Here is a 22,222-nt window from a genome sequence, read left to right on the forward strand (position 1 = left end):
CTTACATGATGCTTTCGATTGTGCGATGCGGCCACGTCCTGGCGGCGCTGTTGTTCACCGGGTTGCTGGGCATGCCGGCGTTTGCCACCCCCACCACGGTCACCGATCTGCTCGGCCGCCAGGTCAAGGTCAACCTGCCGGTGCAGCGGGTGATTCTCGGCGAAGGCCGCCAGCTGTACCTGGTGGCCGCACTGGACACGCAAAACCCCATCGAACGCATCGTCGGCTGGCGCAAGGACCTGATCCAGTCCGACCCGGACACCTACAACGCCTACCTGCGCAAATTCCCCGCCATCGCCAAGATCCCCACCTTCGGCGGCTTTGAAGACGGCACCTTCGACATCGAACAAGCCATCTCCCAGCGCCCCGACGTGATCATCCTCAACATCGAGGCGCAGCACGCCACCGAAGATGCGCGCTACATCGAGAAACTCGACGCCCTGGGCATCCCGGTGGTGTACGTGGACTTTCGCAACCAGCCCATGACCAACACCGAGCCGACCATGCGCCTGTTTGGCCAGTTGTTCGGCAAAGAGCAGCAGGCCGAAGCATTTATCGCGTTTCGCAACAAGCAGATCCGCCGCGTCACCGACGTCATCGCCGCGCAGCAGCCCCCGCGCCCGGCGGTATTTATCGAGCGTATCGGCGGCTACACCGACGATTGCTGCCTGAGTTTCGGCAATGAAAACTTCGGCCTGTTCGTCGAGCTGGCCGGCGGCAACAACATCGCCAAAGGCATTATTCCCAGCACCTTCGGCCAGTTGAATCCCGAGCAGGTGATCGTCGCCAACCCGGCCCAGGTGGTCGTCACCAGCGCCAACTGGGAGGCGTTCGCGCCGGGTGGGCACTGGGTCGGCGTCGGCCCCGCGGCCGACATGGCCGAGGCCCGGCGCAAACTGGCGTGGTACACCGGCCGCCCGGCCTATGCCGGGATCAAGGCCCAGGAGCAGCAAGCGTTCCACGCGATCTGGCACCAGTTCTACAACAGCCCTTACCAGTTCGTGGCGATCCAGCAGTTGGCCAAGTGGTTTCACCCGACGCTGTTTGCCGACCTCGATCCCGAGGCCGCCTTTCGCGAGTTGCACGAGCGCTTCCTGCCGGTGCCCTACGAGCCGGGCTACTTCGTGAGCCTCAAGCCATGAGCGCCTACCGCCAGCTGGTGCTGCGCAAACGCCTGATCCTCTGCGCCCTGGCCGTGCTGTTGTTGGGCAGTGTGTTGCTCGACCTGGCCCTGGGGCCGGCGCGCTACAGCCTCAGTGAAGTGCTCGGCGCACTGTTTGCCCCGGACACCGCCGCGCCGCAAGTGCGCGTGGTGATGTGGGACATCCGCCTGCCCGTCGCGCTGATGGCGGTGGCCGTGGGCGCCGCGCTGTCCCTGGCTGGCGCGCAGATGCAGACCATCCTCAACAACCCGCTGGCCAGCCCGTTCACCCTGGGCCTGTCCGCCGCCGCCAGTTTCGGCGCCGCCATGGGCCTGGCGTTTGGTGTGGCGCTGTTCCCGCTGGCGGCGCAGTACATGGTGCCGCTTAACGCGTTCATCATGGCCATGCTCTGCGCGCTGCTGATCCACTTCCTCAGCCTGCGCCGTGGCGTGAGCGCCGAAACCATCGTGCTGCTGGGCATTGCGCTGGTGTTCACGTTCAATGCGCTGCTGGCGCTGGTGCAATTTTTTGCCACCGAACAAGCGGTGGCCGCCGTGGTGTTCTGGACCATGGGCAGCCTGACCAAGGCCACCTGGCCCAAGTTGGGGGTGATCTGCCTGGTGATCCTGATCACCCTGCCGATTTTCGCCAAGCGCGCCTGGGCCCTTACCGCGTTGCGCCTGGGCGACGACAAGGCCGCCAGCTTCGGCATCAACGTGCGCAGCCTGCGCTTGCAGACGCTGATCATGGTCAGCCTGCTCGCCGCGTTCCCGGTGGCGTTTGTCGGCACCATCGGCTTTATCGGGCTGGTCGGTCCGCACATCGCGCGCATGCTGATCGGCGAAGACCAGCGCTTCTTCCTGCCCGCCTCGCTGCTGACCGGCGCACTGATCCTGTCGGCCAGCTCGGTGGTGAGCAAGACCCTGATCCCCGGCGCGATTTTCCCGATTGGCGTGGTCACCTCGTTGATCGGCGTGCCGTTCTTTATCTCCCTGATCCTCGGCGGGAAGAAAAACTCATGGTAAGTATTCAGCTGGACGACTTGGGCGCCTGCTACGGACCACGCACCATCATCAGCGGCGTCAGTACCGCACGCTTTGTCGGCGGTCAGGTGGTCGCCGTGGTCGGCCCCAACGCTGCCGGTAAATCCACCCTGTTCAAGCGCATCGCCGGGCTGCTCGACGGGCCGGGTGAGGTGATCCTGCAAGGTTCGACCAAGGGTGTGCAGGGCATCAGCTACATGCCCCAGGGCCTCAATGCCAGCGCCCGGTTGACGGTGTACGAATCGGTGCTGCTGGCGCGCAAGCAACTCGCGCCGGGCTGGACGGTGCACGATGACGAACTGCGGCTCGTGGATGAGATGCTTGACGCCCTGGGCATCCGCGACCTGGCCTTTCGCAACCTCGGTGAACTCAGCGGCGGCCAACAGCAACTGGTCTCCATCGCCCAGACCCTGGTGCGCGAACCCGAAGTGCTGCTGATGGACGAGCCCACCAGCGCCCTCGACATGCATCGCCAGGTGCAGGTGCTGGGCTTTATGCGCGCCCTCGCCCGCCAGCGCCAGGTAATCGTGTTTATCGCCATGCACGACCTCAACCAGGCGCTGCGCTTCGCCGACCAGGTGCTGGTGATCGCCGACGGCACGGCCCAGGCCAGCGGGCCGAGTCATGAGGTGATCAATGAAGCCATGCTACGCACGGTGTACAAGATTCAGGCGCGCATCGAACGCTGTAGCCGGGGGCAGCACCATATCCTGATTGACGACATCGTCTAACTGGCACAATCCTCGCGAATGCTTGCCTGATCCTCTGGATTTGACGACGGCCGGGCACATGCCCCTTGCGTGGTGGTCTAGAGTTCGACACTAAGCGGCCAGCGCATTCCCGATCCTATAAAGGCCGCACCTACCGTCGACGTGCAGGTGAGCCATGGAATTACGAATCAACCAGACGACCTATCAGGTCGATGCGGATGCCGATACCCCGTTGCTGTGGGTAATCCGCGATGACCTCGGCCTGACCGGCACCAAGTACGGCTGCGGCCTGGCCCAGTGCGGCGCCTGTTCGGTGCTGGTGGACGGCAACGTGGTGCGCAGTTGCGTGACCCCGGTGGCCGGGGTGGTCGGGCGTGACATCACTACCATCGAGGCGATTGAAGCCGATGCCGTGGGCAAGCGCGTGGTTGCGGCCTGGGTCGAGCATCAGGTGGCGCAGTGCGGGTATTGCCAGTCCGGGCAGGTGATGGCGGCCACCGCGCTGCTCAAGCACACGCCCAAGCCAAGCACTGCGCAGATCGACGCGGCGATGGTCAACCTGTGCCGGTGCGGCACCTACAACGCGATTCATGCGGCGGTCGACGACCTGGCCAAGCAGGAGCACGCCTGATGAATACGCGCGACGAACTATTCGATGGCCCGGTGAACCTGTCGCGCCGGCGCTTTCTGGCGAGTACGGCGGTGGGTGCGTTGGTGATCGGTTTCGGCTTGCCCCTGGGTACGTCCAGGGTGCAGGCCGCGACGGCGGAACGCGGTACCCAGGTGCCGGCGTTCCTGGAGATTCGCCCGGACGGTAGCGTGCGATTGCTCAGCCCCTTCATGGAAGGCGGGCAAGGCACGCACACGGCGATGGCGCAGATTGTCGGAGAGGAACTGGACGCTGACCCCGCGACCTTCATCGTCGAGGCCGCACCACCGGGCGAGGCCTACGTGGTGATGGAAAACGGCATGCGCATCACCGGCGGCAGCATGTCGGTGCGTATGAGCTACCCCACCATGCGCCGCCTGGGCGCGCTGGCCCGGGCCATGTTGTTGCAGGCTGGCGCCGAGCAGTTGGGCGTGCCTCTGACCGAACTGAGCACCCAACCCGGTCGCGTGGTACACGCGGCGTCCGGGCGTTCCCTGGGCTACGGCGAGTTGGCCGGACGCGCCCTGGACATGCCGGTGCCCGACCTGGCAGGCATCAAGCTACGCGACCCGAGCCAGTTCCGTTGGATCGGCAAGCCGGTACGTCGCGTCGATGCCTACGACAAATCCACCGGCAAGGCGCAATACAGCATCGACCTCAAGGTCGACGGCATGCTCCACGCCGCGGTGCAACACGCACCGCGCCTGGGCATGACGGTGGGCAGCCTGCGCAATCAGGCGCAGGTCGAAGCGATGAAGGGCGTGCACTCGGTGCATCAACTGCCCGGCGCCGTCGCCGTGGTGGCCGAACGTTGGTGGCATGCCAAGCGTGCGGTGGAGGCGCTCCAGGTTGAGTGGCAAGAGGCTGGTGCAGACGCGACCGTTCGGGTGATGCCCGCGGACTTTTCCAGCGATGGCTGGCGCGATGTGCTTGCGGCCCAGCAAGGCCCGGGGCGTGACGATGAAAACGAAGGCGATGTCGCCGCCGCGCTGAAAGGCGCCAAAACCAGCGTCGAAGCCACCTACCATAACCAGTACGTCAACCACGCCCAGCTGGAACCGCCCTCTGCCCTCGCCCGCTTCAACCCCGACGGCACCCTGGACATCTGGCTGCCCAACCAGGCGCCGGACATGTTCCGCGCCGACATCGCCAAGCGCGCGGGTCTCGATCCGGCGCAGGTCAACCTGCACTCGCCGTTGCTGGGCGGTTTTTTTGGCCGGCATTTCTTGTATGACTCGGCCAGCCCGTATCCCCAGGCCATCGCGCTGGCCAAGGCGGTCGGCCGCCCGATCAAGCTGATCTGGAGCCGCGAGGAAGAGTTCCTGCGCGACGTGCTGCGCCCGGTGGCGGTGGTCAAGTTCCGTGCCGCGCTGGATGACAAAGGCTTTCCCGTGGCCATCGAGGCGGTCAGCGCCACCGAAGGCCCAACGGAAGCGATCGCCGGTAAACAGGGGGCCAAACTCGACCCCACGGCCCTGGAAGGATTGTCGGGAAAATCCTATGCGATCCCCAATAAACGCATCGCGCAGATCTACGTCAAAGGCCCGGCGATGCTGGGTTATTGGCGTTCGGTGGGCAATTCGCTGAATGACTTTTTCTACGAAGCGTTCCTCGACGAGTTGGCGGACAAGGGCGGCCACGATCCTTACGAGTTGCGCCTGCACCTGCTGCGTGACAACCCACGGCTGACCACCCTGCTGCAAGCGGTGGGCGAGTTGTCCGGCGGTTGGAAACGCGGGCCGTTCACCGCCGAGGACGGCAGCCGCCGTGCGCGGGGCGTGGCCATGGCCTCGCCGTTCGGCTCCCATGCGGCGGTGATCGCCGAGGTGTCGATTGAACACGGCCAGGTCAAGGTGCATGACATCTGGGAAGCAATTGACCCGGGCAGCATCGTCAACCCGGCGATTGTCGAAGCCCAGGTGAATGGCGCGGTGGCGTTGGGCTTGTCCCAGACGCTGCTGGAGGAAGCAGTATTCGTCGACGGCAAGCCGCGGGCACGCAATTACGACCTGTACCCGATCCTGCCGCCGTCGCGGATGGCGCGGGTGCATGTGCGGATTGTCGAGAGCGGCGAAAAGATGGGCGGCATCGGCGAACCGCCGCTGCCCGCCGTCGCGCCGGCCGTGGCCAATGCGGTGGCGCAGTTGACCGGCCAGCGCATCCGCAGCCTGCCCCTGAGTCGCCACACCTTCAGCTAACGCCAGGAACCGCCCATGAACAACCGTCGATTCGCAAGAACCGCAGGCTGGCTGGCGCTGCCCTGCCTGGTCGCCGCCGCCGTGCTGGCCTGGTATGTCACCCGCCAGCCCGCTTCGCCCTTTGAGCAAACACAAAGTGTGGATGCCGCATTGGTCAGTCGCGGCGAATACGTCGCCCGGCTCAGTGACTGCGTGGCCTGCCACAGCCTGCCAGGCAAGGCGCCGTTCGCCGGCGGCCTGGAGATGGCCACGCCGCTGGGCGCGATCCACGCCACCAACATCACGCCGGACCGCGACAACGGCATCGGCAACTACTCCCTGGCCGACTTCGACCGCGCAGTGCGCCATGGCGTGACGCCGGACGGGCGCCGGCTCTACCCGGCGATGCCCTACCCGTCCTATGTGAAGCTCAGCGACGACGACATCCGGGCGCTGTACGCGTTTTTCATGGCAGGTGTGCAACCGGCCAACCTGCCGAACATCCCCAGCGACATTCCCTGGCCGCTGAACCTGCGCTGGCCCATCGCGTTGTGGAACGGCGTGTTCGCCCCCAGCACGCCCTACGCGGCCAAATCGGCGCAGGACGAACTGTGGAACCGTGGCGCGTATATCGTGCAAGGCCCCGGCCACTGCGGCAGTTGCCACACCCCGCGAGGGCTGGCGTTCAACGAGAAGGCCCTGGACGAGTCCGGCGCGCCCTTCCTCGCCGGCGCCCTGCTCGACGGCTGGTACGCCCCCAGCCTGCGCCAGGACCCCAACAGCGGGTTGGGACGCTGGGGCGAGGCGCAGATCGTGCAATTCCTCAAGACCGGGCGCAACGCCCATGCGGTGGTCTACGGCTCGATGACCGAGGCGTTCAACAACTCCACCCAGTTCATGCAAGACGCCGACCTGGCCGCCATCGCCCGTTACCTCAAGTCGCTGCCCGGCGACCCGCAGCGTGACGGCGCGCCGTGGCAATACCAGGCGGCGGCCGCCAGCAACGCGCCCGGCGCCCACACCTATGCGACCCGCTGCGCGTCCTGCCACGGCCTGGACGGCAAGGGCCAGCCCGAATGGATGCCGCCCCTGGCCGGCGCCACCTCGGCACTCGCCAAGGAAAGCGCCTCGGCGATCAACATCACCCTCAACGGCTCGCAACGCGTCGTCGCCGCCGGCGTGCCGGACGCCTACCGCATGCCGGCCTTTCGCGAACAACTGTCGGATCAGGAAATTGCCGAAGTGCTCAGCTACATGCGCAGCACCTGGGGCAACAACGGTGGCCCGGTGGATGCGCAGGCGGTAGGCAAGCTGCGTGGGCATACCGATCCGGCGAGCAGCAGCCCGATTATTTTGCATATGCGCTGAGGTCGGGCCTCAGCGATGCTGATGCTGCGGTTCACCGCAACTATAGCGGTGATCCCTTCGCAGCCTCGCTGGGGCTCGACAGCTCCCACATTTTGATCTCCATGCATCAGGGGACTTCGCTGGGTTACTGGCGTTTTGTCATGGTTTGTAAAGGGCCAGCAAGCCGTGTCGCTTTAAATTGCAGGACGTTTCCTAGACAATCCCTGCCGCCTTGTGCCTGCTGGAATCGGTGGCTAGTCTGCGGTCCGTCACTGCTTATCAGTGACCGGGTTTAGTCGCCCGACTTCCAGTTGTGCGCAAGCTGTCACCGTGTTCATGGTGGCTGTGCGCAGGGCACCTTCGGGTGCGCCGGATCCAACTGGCCGGTCGACTAACCTGCGTACAGCCGCCACCCTCGTTTAGTCGCGAGGGGTCGGCTCCTCACCTACCAGTTGGAGATACACGATGAATAAGGTTGTGCCAGATCCCCCCTTCGACCCCGCCAAAGACCGCGCCGCCTTCAACCGCGCCATCGATCACTACCTGCCCACCAGAGGTTTCCACTCGGTCAACGAAGACCTGAGCTTCGAAGACGCCCTGCTCTACACCGCCAGCCTGCTCGACAGCGCGTCGGCCACCGCACTTGATTGTGGTGAACAACTGACAAGCCCCGAGCGGGCAAAGATCCTGGCAGTGTGGCATTTGCTGGAAATTGCCAAGACCACGGTGGATCGCTCTATTAACTGCCTGAAATATAACTAAAAATCTGGGACCTAGCTTGATTGCGATCGCGCCGTGCCAGTCGCCAAAAATGCCAGCCGAACCACCGCTTTCGCAGGCAAGCCAGCTCCCACATTTAAATTTGCGCCTGGCTCAAAAAACAGGCTCACCAGGTATCCCCTGTGGGAGCGGGCTTGCCCGCGAAGGCGGTATGCCAGTCGCCAAAAATGCCAGCTGCCCCACCCTTTCGCAGGCAAGCCAGCTCCCACATTTAAATTTGCGCCTGGCTCAAAAAACAGGCTCACCTGGTATCCCCTGTGGGAGCGGGCTTGCCCGCGAAGGCGGTATGCCAGCCGCCAAAAATGCCAGCTGAACCACCGCTTTCGCAGGCAAGCCAGCTCCCACATTTAAATTTGCGCCTGGCTCAAAAAACAGGCTCACCTGGTATCCCCTGTGGGAGCGGGCTTGCCCGCGAAGGCGGTATACCAGTCGCCAAAAATGCCAGCCGAACCACCGCTTTCGCAGGCCAGCCAGCTCCCACATTTGAATTTGCGCCTGGCTCAAAAAACAGGCTCACCTGGTATCCCCTGTGGGAGCGGGCTTGCTCGCGAAGGCGGTATGCCAGTCGCCAAAAATGCCAGCTGCCCCACCCTTTCGCAGGCAAGCCAGCTCCCACAGAGAAGCTCCAGCATCTGATAGCCCTCATCACAATTGTTAACCGTTTCTTTGACGTTTTTTTCTCATCTGCCGCTCTACATTCGCCGCGCCCAACATGCAAATGATTCCTATTGGTCTAGGCTCAATCGACCACTAGCGGACTTCCCGTGCAGTTATAAAAACCGGAGCGCTCACCGCATGACCAGCCGTCTTCCTTCCTTTATCAAAAAAGCCCTGCTCGCCACTGCATTGGTCAGCGCGGGGCATGTGTATGCCGCTGATTCGGTGGGCATCGTGGTGTACAACGCCCAGCACGAAAGCCTGACCAAGGCTTGGGTCGAAGGGTTTACCCAGGAGACCGGTATTCCGGTGACTATCCGCAACGGCGATGACACCGAGATGGGCAACCAGATCGTGCAGGAAGGCGCCGCCTCTCCGGCCGATGTGTTTCTCACCGAGAACTCGCCAGCCATGGTGCTGGTGGACAACGCCGGGCTGTTCGCGCCGGTGGCACCGACCACCCTGGAGCAGGTAGACGCCGCTTACCGTCCGGCCCATGGCAAGTGGATTGGCATTGCCGCGCGTTCGACGGTGTTTGTGTACAACCCAAGCAAGCTCAACGCCGGCGACTTGCCGAAATCCCTGCTGGACCTCGCATCACCAAGCTGGAAAGGCCGCTGGGCCGCGTCCCCGGCCGGGGCCGACTTCCAGGCCATCGTCGCCGCTGTGCTGGAACTCAAGGGCGAAGCCGCGACCCTCGATTGGCTCAAGGCGATGAAAGCCAACGCGGCCATCTACCGTGGCAACAGCGCGGTGCTCAAGGCTGTCAACGCAGGCCAGATCGACAGCGGCGTGATTTATCACTACTACAGCTTCGTCGACCAATCCAAGACCGGCGAAAACAGCAAGAACACCCAGTTGCACTACTTCAAGCACCAAGACCCGGGCGCATTCGTGAGTATTTCCGGCGCCGGTGTATTGGCCTCCAGCAAACACCAGGAACAGGCCCAGGCCTTCGTGAAGTGGATCACTGGCAAAGATGGCCAGGCGATCTTGAAAGACGGCAACTCGTTCGAATACGCCGTTGGCCAGAACGCGCAATCCAACCCCAAGCTGGTGCCGCTGGCGCAACTGGACGCGCCGAAGGTCGACGCCTCCAAGCTCAACAGCAAAAAAGCGGTTGAACTGATGACCCAAGCCGGACTGCTCTGATTGTTGCCTGAAACGTCCCTCCCCGGCATTGCCCACGCGATGCCACACAAACGCACCCACGGCCTGTTCAGAGGCCGTGGGGGTACGTGGGTCACCGGCCTGTCGGTGCTGGTTTCGCTGCTGGCGCTGTTGCCGATTGCGTTTGTGATCGGGGTGTCCTGGCAGATCGGCTGGGCGCAGATCGAGGCGTTGGTGTGGCGGCCACGGGTCGGCGAGTTGCTGGTCAACACCGTGCTGCTGGTGATGTTCACCCTGCCCCTGTGCATTGCGCTCGGCGTGGCCCTCGCGTGGTTGACCGAACGCACCAACCTGCCCGGCCGCCGCGTCTGGTCGCTGCTGGCGGTTGCGCCGCTGGCGGTGCCGGCGTTTGTGCACAGTTACGCGTGGGTCAGCCTGGTGCCGTCGATCCACGGCTTGCCGGCCGGTGTGCTGGTGTCGGTGATTGCCTATTTCCCATTTCTGTACCTGCCGGTGGCGGCGACCCTGCGCCGGTTGGACCCGGCCATCGAAGACGTGGCCGAATCCCTGGGCCTCAAGCCCTGGGCGGTGTTCTGGCGCGTGGTCTTGCCACAGCTGCGCCTGGCGATCTGCGGCGGTGCGCTGCTGGTGGGCCTGCACCTGCTGGCCGAATACGGCCTGTACGCGATGATTCGCTTTGATACCTTCACCACGGCGATTTTCGATCAATTCAAATCCACCTTTAATGGCCCGGCCGCCAATATGCTCGCGGCGGTGCTGGCCCTGTGTTGCCTGGCGATGCTCACCGCCGAATCCGCCGCGCGCGGCCATGCACGGTATGCGCGGGTCGGCTCCGGCAGCGCCCGCGAACAACGCACCGTGCAACTGAGCAAGAGCACCACCCTGCTCGCCCTGACCCTGCAAGGCGTGACCTGCGCGTTGGCCCTTGGCGTGCCGCTGATCACCCTGGGCCAGTGGCTGGTCGCCGGTGGCGCGCAGGTCTGGCAGTTCGACGAGCTGCTGCCGGCACTCCTGCAAACCGTGCAACTGGGCGTTGCTGGTGCACTGTTGACCACCTGCGCGGCGGTGCCGATAGCCTGGCTGTCGATTCGCGCACCGGGGCGCTTGCAACGCCTCCTGGAAGGCTGCAACTACATCACCAGTTCGCTGCCCGGCATCGTCGTTGCGCTGGCGCTGGTCACGGTGACCATCCACTTCGCCCGGCCGATCTACCAGACCACCATTACGGTGCTGCTCGCCTACTTGTTGATGTTCCTGCCACGTGCCCTGGTGAGCCTGCGTGCCGGTATCGCCCAGGCGCCGGTGGAGCTGGAAAACATGGCGCGCAGCCTCGGCCGTTCACCGGGCCGCGCGTTGTGGATGATCACCATGCGCCTGGCCGCACCGTCCGCTGCGGCGGGTGCGGCGCTGGTGTTCCTGGCGATCACCAACGAGCTGACCGCCACCCTGCTGCTGGCGCCCAACGGCACCCGCACCCTGGCCACAGGTTTCTGGGCGATGACCAGTGAGATCGACTACGCGGCAGCAGCCCCTTACGCGCTGATCATGATCCTGTTGTCACTGCCGTTGACCGGCCTTCTCTACCACCAATCCAAACGCACGGCAGGCCGATGAACGCCCTCGAACTGAACGCACTCTGCAAATCCTTTGGCACCCAGCGTGCCCTGGCGGATGTCAGCCTGTCGGTGCCCACCGGCAGCCGCACCGTGATTGTCGGGCCGTCCGGCTCGGGCAAGACCACCTTGTTGCGCATGATCGCCGGCTTTGAATTTCCCGACTCCGGCAGAGTCACCCTCGACGGCCAACCGCTGGTCGACAGCACCCACGCCGTGCCGGCCCATCAGCGCCAGATCGGCTATGTACCGCAGGACGGCGCGCTGTTCCCGCACATGACGGTGGCCGACAACATCGGCTTCGGCCTGGCCACCCAAGGCCAAGCGCGCCACACACGCATCGCCGAATTGATGGACAGCGTGGCCCTCGACGCCAACATGGCGCGGCGCTGGCCCCACGAACTGTCCGGCGGCCAGCAACAGCGCGTTGCGCTGGCCCGCGCCCTGGCGCAACAACCCCGGCTGATGTTGCTGGATGAACCGTTCTCGGCCCTGGACACCGGGCTGCGCTCGGCGATGCGCAAGATGGTTGCGCGGCTGCTGAGCGACGCGGGTATCACCACGATCCTGGTGACCCACGATCAAAGCGAGGCGCTATCGTTCGCCGATCAACTGGCAGTGATGCGCCAGGGCCGCCTGGTGCAATCGGGCCATCCGATGGACCTGTACCAATACCCCGTCGACGAGCAGACCGCGTTGTTTCTCGGCGAAGCCGTCGTCATGCCCGCAAGGATCGAAGCCGGCTGGGCCCACTGCGGCCTGGGCCGCGTGCCAGTCGACAGCAAGCTCGACCACGAAACCTCGCGGATCATGCTGCGCCCGGAACAACTACAACTGAGCGCCAGTCACGATAGCGGCTGCCGTGGCGTGGTGACTGAACGCGAATTCGGCGGAAATACCTGCACGCTGACCGTGACGCTGCCCGCCAATGAGTTCGCGCCCGGCCAGTCAATCCTGGTGCGCAGCTCCGGCCTGCAGGCGCCGCCCAACGGCAGCGAGGTGCGCCTCACCACCGTGGGCTTGGCCCATGTCCTGAAAAAAACCGCGGCCCTCAGTCCCAGCTAAGTTTCGTGCCGTACCTTCTCCCCTGCGCCAACCCCCGCGCAGTCAAGGAGAGGTAAGCCCGATGAATGCCACAGCAGCCCGTTGGCTGAACAAAGTACCCGAGGTGACGCTGTCCTTCTGGGTGATCAAGATCCTGTCCACCACCGTGGGCGAAACCGGCGCGGATTACCTCGCCGTCGATGCCGGTTTCGGCGCCGGCTGGACCAGCATCGGCATGGCTGCGCTGCTGGCCGTGGCGTTGCTCTGGCAGATGCGTACCAAGGCCTACACGCCTTGGATCTACTGGCTGACCGTGGTGCTGGTGAGTATCGTCGGCACGCAGATCACCGACATCCTCACCGACAAGCTCGACGTCAGCCTGTACGCCAGCACGGCGATTTTCTCGGTGTTGCTCGGCCTCAACTTCATGGTCTGGTATCGCACCGAACACAGCCTGTCGATACGCGACATCGTGACCCCGCGCCGCGAGTGGTTCTACTGGATCACCGTGCTCTGCACCTTCGCCCTCGGCACCGCTGCCGGTGACCTGGCCACCGAAGCGCTGGGCCTGGGCTTCACCCTCGGCGCCTTCATTTTCGCCGGTCTGATCGCGGCGGCACTGGCGGCCTGGCGGCTGGGCGTCAACTCAGTGCTGACGTTCTGGGTCGCTTACATCCTGACCCGCCCGTTCGGCGCTTCCCTCGGCGACCTGCTGACCCAAGCCAAGACCTACGGCGGCCTGGGCATGGGTGCCAGCTGGACCAGCGCACTGTTCCTCTGCGTCATCGTGTTGTTGGTGGCCGTTGCGCAATTCAGCGTCGGCAACCGCAAAGCCATTACCCAATGAATTTTCACCCTAAGGAAACCCTCATGCGCCCTGTTCAAAACCTGATTCGCCGCGTGGCTATCGCCTCCGCCATTCTGATGCTGGGCATCGCTACCGGCTGCTCCAAACCGGCCGATAAACCCAACGAAGCCGCAGGCTCGGCGACCAGCCAACGCCAAGCGTCGAAACTGGGCGACCTGTCGGAGTTCCGCAATATCGCGGTGGACGTCTCGGCACTCGTCGCCAAGAACGACCTGGCCGGTGCCAAAGCCCGCATCAAGGACCTGGAAACCACTTGGGACTCCGCCGAAGCCGGCATCAAGCCGCGCGCCGCCAACGACTGGCATGTGCTCGACAAAGCCATCGACCGTGCCCTCTCGGCGTTGCGCGACGGCAACCCGAACCAGGCGGACTGCAAGTCGTCGATGGATGACCTGCTCAAGGCCTTCGACGTGATGAAAGGTTGATACCGGACAAAAACCTGCACGGGTGCTTCAATACACACGCGGCGATCATTTCGCCGCGTTTGGTTTTTCTGAGGACGCACGAGACATGCGGATACTGCTGGTCGAAGACGACCCGATGATTGGCGACGCGATCCAGCGTGCGCTCAGCGATGCGAGCTATGCCGCCGACTGGGTCAAGAATGGCGTGACCGCCCTGGCCGCACTCGACACCCATCCCTACGACATGGTGCTGCTCGACCTCGGCCTGCCGGGCAAGGACGGGCTGGAGGTGCTGGACTGCATCCGCGCACGCAACAACCCCGTGCCCCTGCTGATCATCACCGCCCGTGACAGCCTCGACGACCGTCTGCGCGGCCTGGATGGCGGCGCCGATGACTATTTGCTCAAACCGTTCGACATCCCCGAGCTGCTCGCGCGCATGCGTGCGGTGCTGCGCCGTAAGGGCGGCAGCGCCTTGTCGTTGCTCGGCAACGGCGTGGTCTCGCTGGACCTGGTGTCCAAACAAGCCAGCACCGACGAGTTCGCCGACGTGGCATTGTCCAGCCGTGAGTTTGCGCTGCTGCAAGCGCTGCTGATCCGACCGGGGGCGATCCTGTCGCGCAGTGAGCTGGAAGACCGCCTGTATGGCTGGGGCAACGAAGTCGAGAGCAACGCCATCGAGTTCCTGATCCACGCCTTGCGGCGCAAGTTGGGCAGTCATGTGATCAAGAATGTCAGGGGCATGGGATGGATGGTTTCAAAAAACGTTTGAGTGAGTCGGTGCAACTGCGGCTGTCGGTGACGCTGTCGCTGGCGATTTTGCTGGTGGCGGTGCTCGCCAGCGTGTTTGCGTTTGTCTCGGCGTTTGACGAAGCCCACGAACAGCAGGACGACACCTTGCGCCAGGTGGCCATGCTGTTCGATCGCCAGCAGATGACCCTGCAATACCCCCAAGCCACGCGCATCGAGGGCGATGACGAAGAGTCGCGGGTGATCATCCAGCACCTGGGCGACGGCCAGCACGCGACGAGCACCACCGATGAAGCCCTGCCCCTGCCCTTTCCCACGACCCTCGCCGATGGGCTGGCTACCGTGGATGTCGCGGGTGAAGCCTTTCGCGTACTGGTGCACACCACCGCACGCGGCGAGCGGATTGCCGTGGCCCAGGAATCCGACGCCCGCGACAAGGACGCCCGCGAGAGCGCCTGGCGTAGCCTGCTGCCGTTCCTGATCCTGTTTCCGGTGCTGCTGCTGGTGGTCGGCGACCTGGTGCGCAAGCTGTTCCGTCCGATTGGCGTGCTCGCCGCCGAGATCGACCGGCGCGCCGAACAGGAACTGCATCCCATTGAGGAGCAGCACCTGCCCACCGAAGTGCGGCCGTTTGTGGTCGCAATCAATCGCCTGCTGGCGCGGGTCGCGCAGTCCATGGACAGCCAGCGACGCTTTGTCGCCGACGCCGCCCACGAACTGCGCTCGCCGATGACCGCCTTGTCCCTGCAAGCCGACCGCCTGGCGGCCACCGACCTCTCGCCAACCAGCCGCGAGCGTTTTGTGCCGCTGTCCCGTGGCATCGAGCGCGGTCGCAAACTGATCGACCAGTTACTGAGCCTGGCAGCGGCCCAATCCACCTCGACGCGGGTGCAAACCACGTTGTCGGTGCATGAACTGTATCGCCAAGTCCTCGAAGACCTGCTACCCCTGGCCGAGCGCAAGCAGATCGACATCGGCGTTGAAAGCCCCACCGACGTACAGGTGCAGTTCAATGGGATGGACCTGCTGACCCTGGTCAAAAACCTGGTGGACAACGCCATCCGCTACACCCCACCGGGCGGGCGCATTGATCTGTCGGTAGAACAGTTGCCGGACGCTGTGCTGCTGCAAGTCAAAGACACCGGGCCGGGTATTGCCGTAGAGGAACGCACGCGGGTGTTCGACCCATTCTATCGCAGCCTGGGCACCGACGAAGCAGGTTCCGGGCTCGGCTTGTCGATCGTCAAGGCCATCGCCGACCGTACCGGCGCGCGGGTGGAGTTGTCGTTTATCGATGAGGTGCAACAGCGGGGATTGTGTGTGAGTGTCTGGTTGCCGACTTGACCTAATCTGGAATAAACCAGCTCAACTGTGTTTACCCTGCTGCACACTCGCCCACTCCCGGACCGCCGCCACAAACAAGCGCAACGCCATCGGCGTGTGACGGTTGGCCGAGCAGTAGACGCAGGCGCCGGCGTAACAAGGCCCCCAGGAGAGCAAGCCCCCTGGAAAACTCGGTGAATCATACGAACTGCTCGAGGCTAGCGTCGTGAAACTCCCATCTAGAGTTCTTCTGCCGAGAATCGAATAGCCTTTTCGATCCTCAGTCGCCCAGCTTGTGCCAGCTTGCTGACGCCCGCCTCCTTGGCGACGGCGTAAATCAAGGCCTCCGCGGTATGGCCGCAACCAACCATCTCATCAACTAGCGCCGAAAGCTCTGGAAGACAGATCTCTGCAAGCCCCCTCATAGACTCATCATCCGCTGGCCGTCGAAACACAGTCGTTGAATGCTCGTCAGCGTGAGCCGGCCAGTAGAACGTACCGACCTGCTCCTCTTCATGTGATCTAAACTGTGCGCGTACGAGCTGGTCGACACGGTCGCGAATACGCGAGCCTGTCCGAACCCATCCATGAGCACGTGCTATTCGCCGCGCAATGACCACATCCAGAACAGGTCCTTCTTCATTGATCACATGGGTGATCATTTGCATCAGGACCGGGGCATAGCTCGTATCAAAGAACTGATCAGCATCTACACCGTCAACTGCCCGGGCGGGCTCAGCTGCTCGGTACAGTAAGTGATCAGTCGTGACCAAAGGGGAGACCGTCGCTGCAGAAGTTCGGACTACTGCTGCCTTAGCGTACTTCAGCTCTGGCAAAGCACCGTTTGGATCGTTAGCAACGACTGCAACGCCCTCCGCGACAACTACTGTACTTACCTGATCTATAACTTCTAGGGCCTCGGCCACAACAGCATCTGCCTTGATTCGCTCAGCCTCTTCCTCGGCATCAATTACCGCTTGCTTGGCGCGAGAGTCCGCAAGGAGCTCATTCAGCCGTTGATGAACTTTCTCTGCGGTGCCAACTGCATCCACCCACCAGTCAGTCGACCAGATCCGCACAATCTCCCAGCCAAGGCCACGAAGTACACTCTCGCGAAGTTTGTCGCGATCTCGAGCAGTAGCACTACGGTGATAGGTCGCGCCATCGCACTCAATGCCTGCTAGAAAACGACCTGGGGTATCCGGATGGACAATCCCGAGATCAATCCGGAAGGAAGACACACCAATTTGGGTATGAACTCGCCATCCTTTCTTCGCGAGGGCCGCGGCCACAGCTTCCTCAAATGGACTGTCGAATCCACCAACGCTGCCAAAATCCGCCTCTACAAGCGCACGAGGACCGCGCTCGGCAAACTCCAGGAAGTGCTTCAGGTCCCGCACGCCCTCACCTTTAATGCGTGCGAGATCTATGTGCTCTGGACGCAACGTCGAAAAGACCACCAACTCTTGACGCGCCCGGGTTACAGCCACGTTTAAACGCCGCTCGCCACCAGGTCGGTTCATCGGGCCAAAATTCATCGAAATCGCCCCGCTGGCGTCCTTCCCGAAGGTGATTGAGAAATAAATAATATCTCGCTCATCACCTTGTACGCTCTCGAGGTTCTTGACGAATACAGGTTCAAGTTCTGATTCTGAAAAATAAGAATCGAGTGAAGGATCCTTACGGCACGCATCATCAAGCAAATCCATGATGAGCTTCTGCTGCTCACCGTTAAACGTCACGACACCAACAGTCCGCTTGCTTTCACGGAACGTTGGAGATTTAAGACGAGCAACCAGATCAGCAACAAGCGCCCGAGCCTCGATCACATTCGTCCTTGAAGCCCCCTTATCGTAAGCGCCCGCTACAGGGATAAGTTTCACGGCCTTGTCGGCAGTGAATGGAGACGGAAACGTGACAAGCTTGGACTGGTAATAGCGCTGGTTCGAAAACGCAATCAAGCTCTCGTGGCGACTACGGTAGTGCCAATTGAGGTTGCGCATGGGCAAATTGGCGCTGATGCACTCATCAAGAATACTTTCCAGGTCAGCCTCGACATCTTCGTCTTCGTCGGTCGAACCGGCCCTATCAAAAAACGACGTCGGTGGAAGCTGCTTAGGATCACCGACCATCACAACTTGTCGGCCGCGAGCCATTGCACCAATCGCATCCCAGACAGGGATTTGAGAAGCCTCATCGAAGATCACCAAGTCAAAAGGAGCAGAAGCAGCAGGCAGGTACTGAGCAATGGAAAGTGGGCTCATCAACAGGCAAGGCGTAAGTTTGGTCAACGCCTCAGGAGCACGCCCCATCAAATCTCGCAGAGGAATGTGCTTGGTCTTTTTACTCATCTCATGTCGAAGCAAACCCCACTCCGACGAGCGACTTACACTTTCCTGGCTAGGAAGGTCCGAACACAATCGAGCTCGCAGCCAGTCACGGGTCAAGGCAGTAAACTTGTCATCCAAGGCTCGGAAGTCACGTATGCGTTGCTCGTGTTCAACACTCACAAATGTTCGGATGACGGCCTCATTATCCACTGTCGCGTTCAGCCACCAACGCGCGTAATTCACCTCAAAAACCTTGCGGACTCTGCCCGACGCAATCGTGCCGTTCTCCATCGCCTGGACAATATTCGCAAGACCAACGCTATAAGCCTCGTCTCGCACCTTTCGCCATGAACACCATGCTTTCAAGCGTGGTGCCGATGAGACAACCTGATCACAGTTGAACTTAAGATCAGCCAATGCCAGATCCGATACTTCGTCCATCCCCTGCTCGGTGAACGCCCCCACAGAAGTAAATGAGGTAGACCGCAAATGTAGTTGTTCGAGTTTCTCGCGCAGAATCACGCCACTGATCGCTACCGCACCGTCAGGCTCTAGCAAGGTATTACCATCACCCAACAAGGTATGAAGCGGAGCCTTGTATTCAACGATTTGCTCAGGGCTTATAGCGAGCCTGGCGATTGCAGCGGATAGCTTCCCTTGGAATTCAATGGCCGCACGAGCGTTCTCGACTTTTGTCTTCAAATCCTGCCAAAGCGGAACGGTTTCTCGAAAATCATTCAGCTCTGACAAGTCGCGCTCAATGCCAGCCCGTCGCTTGAGTAACACAAAGTCAGCTTTTAAAGCCGTGCCGCACCGACCTTCTTCCACAAGTGCATGGTCATCAGACAAACGGCCACGATCTTCAATATCCCGTCGCTCTGATTGAAACCTCAGAGCCGCCGTCAATAGCTCACAGTCAGTGTGTAAACCGTTCCACAGCTGTTCCGTCTGCCCGCCAAAATCCGCCAACTCAGTAAGCTCACTGTCGAGCCGAGTGATGGTACGCAAACGCACGAGCTCTGACTTTAACGCTTCACCCAAGTGGCCTTGTTCGACGACACCAAAGCCGTCATCGTTCCAATGTGCGTCTTCTTGCTGAAGCCTGATCGCCTCCTGCAACCCGAGCGCTGCCACAAGATGTGAGCGATTGGATTTCGCGCCGAGCCAAATACCGAAACAAGCCTCGCCTGGTTCTAGCTCATCAATAGCTTTACGCGCATTGCGAATCTCAACCCACGTGGATAGATCTTGCTCAACATCAGCCTCCTCCTGCACGGATTGCGTCGATATGAGAAGCCCAGAAATACGGCGTTTCCCTATCCAGGATTTAGGCCAAAACGAACCAACGGCTTCTTTCCACTCATTGTGCAGTAGCTCTATATCAAGTGCTTCGATACGGTCGTCATAGCTCACCGACAACTGCTGAGTGAGCGCATCAACTTGATCCAGCATAACGATTGCTTGCTGAATCGCTTCGATAGCAGTTCGTGGCCATACCGGACCAAAACCCGACAAAGCAGTTCGTCTTTGTTGAAGTAACTCCAATCCACGTTTGGCTTCGCTAACAACGCGAGCAGGCCATATCTGTGATAAGTCGCTGTTGATGCTACGGTGCTGCTCGATCCATTCGCAGCCTTCACTCAAACGCTGGCTTATGGATCGCGCATCAGGACGCAGAACAAACCGCCAGTCCTGTCCCGCGGCTGTTGGGAGTGCTTGAGATAGGATTGAAAGCCCCTAAAGAACTCTAGGCGTATATGCGGTAACCGGTAACCCGGCCAATTCCAAATACCGAGTAACCGCTGTCTCCGCTTCCAGAATGGCAGGGAGGAGGTCACGGGCCGCCTGTATGAATTGCTCCTGCCAATGGGGAGACCACTCTGCTTGCCCGACCGCAGATAAAGCCTGCCCCGAAAGCTTCTCGTACCCCACCGCCTGCGCGTTGACTTCAAGGCGATCGCCGAGTTAGCGAAGATCCAGAATCGCTTTCTGATCGTGAACGTCCGGTGATACCCAGGCTAAAGAGGCGAGAGGATCATCCGCGCCGGATGTGACAACGCCAATCGCATCATAGATGGAGTATCCATTGCGATGCCGACGGTGCAAACGTTCAACATAGATATTTAGACTGTCACGAAGAGACGCAAGTCGCTGTGCTTCCAGCTCCCAAGCAGCCGAGTCAACCTGCCCCTTTGCTTCCCACGCCGATTGAAGCTGGGCAAGCACATCCGCTTTCCGGGCCTTGCTGGAGTGAAGCTCGAGGCAGAACTCGCCGAGGCCAATCTCACGCAGTCGCCTATACACGACATCCAACGCTGCAATTTTTTCTGAAACGAATAATACGCGTCGACCCTGCGCAATCGACTGAGCAATCATGTTGGAAATCGTCTGGCTCTTGCCCGTCCCCGGAGGGCCGATGAGAACGAAATCCTTCCCTTTAGCCGCCGCCATCACAGCAGCAAGTTGAGATGAATCAGAAGGTAGGGGGCAGAATACGTCGGTCGGACTGTAATCTCGATCAAGCGATGCAGCGTCTGGAAATGGCGTTGCTGATACAAAAGATTCACGAGGAGTATCAAGTAAATGCTGAACAACCGGGCTTTGCCGTAAGTGTTCAGCGTTCTCTGCGAGATCCTTCCACATGAGATATTTGGCAAAGGAGAACATCGACAATACAACGTCCTCGCTCAGCTCCCACCCCGGTATATCCTTGATGGCGTGTCCGACCTTATTCCAAATACTTGCTATATCCAGCCCTGAATCATCCCGGGGAAGCTCTTGCTCCAAGGACCCAAGACCGAGTTCATAGTCTTGTCTCAACATTTCAATCAGGGTTGGATTGAAACGTGGTTCGTCGTCATGCAGCACCATAGAGAAACCGGAGCGAGCACTCTTGCGTTCCAGTGTCACGGGAACCAATACCAATGGTGCACGATACTTTTGCCCCGCCCTGTCCTCACGAGTCCAGCTCAGAAAACCGATGGCCAAGAATAGCGTGTTGGAACCACCTTCCTGTAAGGCAGTTCTGGCGCTCCGATAAAGTTCAGTGAGGCGGGTATCCATCTCTTTGGCAGATAACGCCACGAATACTTCTTTACGTCTCAGTGCATCTTCAGCATGGCGCAAACGCACGTCCTCTCGTTCACGTTGCTCATATAGCGCACGTTCACGAGGGTCGGCCCCATCCATAAGATCTGGCCTGGTGAGCAACTTGAGCATCTGACCGCTGGACAAGACATCCTCAAGTTCCCCTGGGTTGGGAGCCTCGAGCTTGAGAGCTCGCTTCCCCATTTTGAAATTGAGCAAGTTGTTTTTGAGTGAGAGGTCCAAGAGCTTGCGCTGCCAGCGACCGAGTCGATCAGCAGGATTGAGCTTGGACAAATCCTCGACTTCAACCTCAAGCAGGTCGTCCGGAATATCATCCCCTTCATCGATCAGCAGAGGAGGCGCTTCATTTGACTCAGAGGTCGCTGCTCGTGTGACTTGAACTTCCGAGCTAGCCAAAGGCTTGATACGTTGCATACGAGCGCGACGTATATCCAGAAGCATTTCGAAGTCGTGTTCAACGTCTTCACTGATCTGCTTGAATCCTTGCTCAACGGCATATGAAAAAGGAGGTATCGGCTGCTGAGTGATGAGCGTGGTTTCAAACAGCACCAACTCCTTGAGTTTTACTCGCTTACGCACAGCACTGACATCGTCAATGACCGTAGTCGTGAATTCTTCCGGCTTGAGCCAGAGCCCTGCAAAAGAATGCCCTCGAGTAAACACGATGACGGGGTTGAGGCCAATTTGCTCCAGGGCTGCGCAGAAGAAGAGTGTCAGATCGAAGCAGGTGGCTAAACCAGAGTCAGCGATTTGACTAGGACTGCGAACCTTTTGCCCCGTTTGCTCGAAGCTGGCTGGAGGCAAAGCGTAATCAAGCTTCATCCTTGCGACTGCACCCCAGACCGCTGAGGCAAGTTGCCACGCACGCTTGGAACCTCCCTCGTAGCCATTAAGCGCGGATGATTTTTCGCTCAGTCGAAGCAATTCAGCGGCTTGCTTCAATAGACGCTCAACAGCGGCGTCGTTTGGCTGAACAAATGCCGCCGTCATATCCGGAATGTGTCTAAGACCACCCCATTGGTTACGCGGCAGTAGGTCAACAACCTGTTCCAGCCGAGCGACTTCCTTACCCCCCCGTATTCCCCCTCATTGTTGAACCGCTTAGCCATTGAAGCTGTTGTCTTGCGTTATTGCAGAGCAGCACCA

General features: G+C 61.1%; 14 protein-coding genes and 1 pseudogene. 14 read left to right on the forward strand and 1 reads right to left on the reverse strand.

The annotated features are described in order from the left end of the window. Nucleotides 1-8 precede the first annotated feature (8 nt). The 14 genes from LIY36_RS14160 to LIY36_RS14225 all read left to right on the forward strand — a co-directional run bounded on the left by LIY36_RS14160 (nucleotide 9) and on the right by LIY36_RS14225 (nucleotide 15,659). Entirely contained in the window at nucleotides 9-1,142 is a 1,134-nt protein-coding gene (locus tag LIY36_RS14160; RefSeq protein ID WP_226456180.1) for an ABC transporter substrate-binding protein, read from the forward strand. Beyond that, the gene (locus tag LIY36_RS14165) at nucleotides 1,139-2,167 is read left to right on the forward strand and encodes a FecCD family ABC transporter permease (RefSeq protein ID WP_226456026.1); all 1,029 of its coding nucleotides are present in this window, start codon (nucleotides 1,139-1,141) and stop codon (nucleotides 2,165-2,167) included. The genes LIY36_RS14160 and LIY36_RS14165 overlap by 4 nt, the downstream gene beginning before the upstream one ends. After that, nucleotides 2,161-2,916, forward strand: coding sequence for an ABC transporter ATP-binding protein (locus LIY36_RS14170; RefSeq protein ID WP_226456027.1), 756 nt, complete (start codon nucleotides 2,161-2,163; stop codon nucleotides 2,914-2,916). Before LIY36_RS14165 ends, LIY36_RS14170 begins: the two co-directional genes overlap by 7 nt. A gap of 154 nt (nucleotides 2,917-3,070) precedes the next feature. Continuing rightward, on the forward strand, nucleotides 3,071-3,526 hold the full coding sequence (locus LIY36_RS14175) for a (2Fe-2S)-binding protein (protein WP_226456028.1): 456 nt from the start codon (nucleotides 3,071-3,073) through the stop codon (nucleotides 3,524-3,526). Beyond that, entirely contained in the window at nucleotides 3,526-5,742 is a 2,217-nt protein-coding gene (locus LIY36_RS14180) for a xanthine dehydrogenase family protein molybdopterin-binding subunit (RefSeq protein WP_226456029.1), read from the forward strand. Before LIY36_RS14175 ends, LIY36_RS14180 begins: the two co-directional genes overlap by 1 nt. A gap of 15 nt (nucleotides 5,743-5,757) precedes the next feature. Continuing rightward, on the forward strand, nucleotides 5,758-7,089 hold the full coding sequence (locus tag LIY36_RS14185) for a c-type cytochrome (protein ID WP_226456030.1): 1,332 nt from the start codon (nucleotides 5,758-5,760) through the stop codon (nucleotides 7,087-7,089). A 444-nt stretch (nucleotides 7,090-7,533) separates the two neighbouring features. Then, nucleotides 7,534-7,830, forward strand: a complete 297-nt coding sequence (locus tag LIY36_RS14190; protein ID WP_226456031.1) for a DUF6124 family protein — start codon at nucleotides 7,534-7,536, stop codon at nucleotides 7,828-7,830. An 813-nt stretch (nucleotides 7,831-8,643) separates the two neighbouring features. Continuing rightward, nucleotides 8,644-9,657, forward strand: coding sequence for an iron ABC transporter substrate-binding protein (locus LIY36_RS14195; RefSeq protein WP_226456032.1), 1,014 nt, complete (start codon nucleotides 8,644-8,646; stop codon nucleotides 9,655-9,657). A 39-nt stretch (nucleotides 9,658-9,696) separates the two neighbouring features. Then, nucleotides 9,697-11,250 (forward strand): ABC transporter permease, encoded by a 1,554-nt coding sequence (locus LIY36_RS14200; RefSeq protein WP_226456181.1) that lies wholly within the window; start codon nucleotides 9,697-9,699, stop codon nucleotides 11,248-11,250. Then, nucleotides 11,247-12,314 carry an ABC transporter ATP-binding protein gene (locus LIY36_RS14205; RefSeq protein WP_226456033.1) on the forward strand — a complete coding sequence of 356 codons (1,068 nt, stop codon included), beginning with the start codon at nucleotides 11,247-11,249 and terminating at the stop codon, nucleotides 12,312-12,314. Before LIY36_RS14200 ends, LIY36_RS14205 begins: the two co-directional genes overlap by 4 nt. Before the next feature lie 61 nt (nucleotides 12,315-12,375). After that, nucleotides 12,376-13,140 (forward strand): COG4705 family protein, encoded by a 765-nt coding sequence (locus tag LIY36_RS14210; protein ID WP_226456034.1) that lies wholly within the window; start codon nucleotides 12,376-12,378, stop codon nucleotides 13,138-13,140. Nucleotides 13,141-13,163: 23 nt separating this feature from the next. Further along, on the forward strand, nucleotides 13,164-13,586 hold the full coding sequence (locus tag LIY36_RS14215; RefSeq protein ID WP_226456035.1) for a hypothetical protein: 423 nt from the start codon (nucleotides 13,164-13,166) through the stop codon (nucleotides 13,584-13,586). 85 nt (nucleotides 13,587-13,671) lie between these two features. Further along, nucleotides 13,672-14,337, forward strand: a complete 666-nt coding sequence (locus LIY36_RS14220; protein ID WP_226456036.1) for a response regulator transcription factor — start codon at nucleotides 13,672-13,674, stop codon at nucleotides 14,335-14,337. Beyond that, a complete protein-coding gene (locus tag LIY36_RS14225; protein ID WP_226456037.1) occupies nucleotides 14,313-15,659 on the forward strand; it encodes an ATP-binding protein in 1,347 nt (448 codons plus the stop codon). Before LIY36_RS14220 ends, LIY36_RS14225 begins: the two co-directional genes overlap by 25 nt. Before the next feature lie 218 nt (nucleotides 15,660-15,877). On the opposite strand, the pseudogene LIY36_RS27830 reads toward LIY36_RS14225, so the two are convergent. Then, nucleotides 15,878-22,150: pseudogene (locus LIY36_RS27830) on the reverse strand (DUF3320 domain-containing protein); the annotation flags it as partial. Between the last annotated feature and the right edge of the window lie 72 nt (nucleotides 22,151-22,222).

It is taken from the genome of Pseudomonas sp. AF03-9 (genome assembly GCF_020515815.1).
GTDB lineage: Bacteria > Pseudomonadota > Gammaproteobacteria > Pseudomonadales > Pseudomonadaceae > Aquipseudomonas.

Bases quoted from the DNA above. Each gene is read 5' to 3' on its own strand.
- LIY36_RS14160 (WP_226456180.1), top strand. From the start codon at position 9: ATGCTTTCGATTGTGCGATGCGGCCACGTCCTGGCGGCGCTGTTGTTC.
- LIY36_RS14165 (WP_226456026.1), top strand. From the start codon at position 1,139: ATGAGCGCCTACCGCCAGCTGGTGCTGCGCAAACGCCTGATCCTCTGC.
- LIY36_RS14170 (WP_226456027.1), top strand. From the start codon at position 2,161: ATGGTAAGTATTCAGCTGGACGACTTGGGCGCCTGCTACGGACCACGC.
- LIY36_RS14175 (WP_226456028.1), top strand. From the start codon at position 3,071: ATGGAATTACGAATCAACCAGACGACCTATCAGGTCGATGCGGATGCC.
- LIY36_RS14180 (WP_226456029.1), top strand. From the start codon at position 3,526: ATGAATACGCGCGACGAACTATTCGATGGCCCGGTGAACCTGTCGCGC.
- LIY36_RS14185 (WP_226456030.1), top strand. From the start codon at position 5,758: ATGAACAACCGTCGATTCGCAAGAACCGCAGGCTGGCTGGCGCTGCCC.
- LIY36_RS14190 (WP_226456031.1), top strand. From the start codon at position 7,534: ATGAATAAGGTTGTGCCAGATCCCCCCTTCGACCCCGCCAAAGACCGC.
- LIY36_RS14195 (WP_226456032.1), top strand. From the start codon at position 8,644: ATGACCAGCCGTCTTCCTTCCTTTATCAAAAAAGCCCTGCTCGCCACT.
- LIY36_RS14200 (WP_226456181.1), top strand. From the start codon at position 9,697: ATGCCACACAAACGCACCCACGGCCTGTTCAGAGGCCGTGGGGGTACG.
- LIY36_RS14205 (WP_226456033.1), top strand. From the start codon at position 11,247: ATGAACGCCCTCGAACTGAACGCACTCTGCAAATCCTTTGGCACCCAG.
- LIY36_RS14210 (WP_226456034.1), top strand. From the start codon at position 12,376: ATGAATGCCACAGCAGCCCGTTGGCTGAACAAAGTACCCGAGGTGACG.
- LIY36_RS14215 (WP_226456035.1), top strand. From the start codon at position 13,164: ATGCGCCCTGTTCAAAACCTGATTCGCCGCGTGGCTATCGCCTCCGCC.
- LIY36_RS14220 (WP_226456036.1), top strand. From the start codon at position 13,672: ATGCGGATACTGCTGGTCGAAGACGACCCGATGATTGGCGACGCGATC.
- LIY36_RS14225 (WP_226456037.1), top strand. From the start codon at position 14,313: ATGGATGGTTTCAAAAAACGTTTGAGTGAGTCGGTGCAACTGCGGCTG.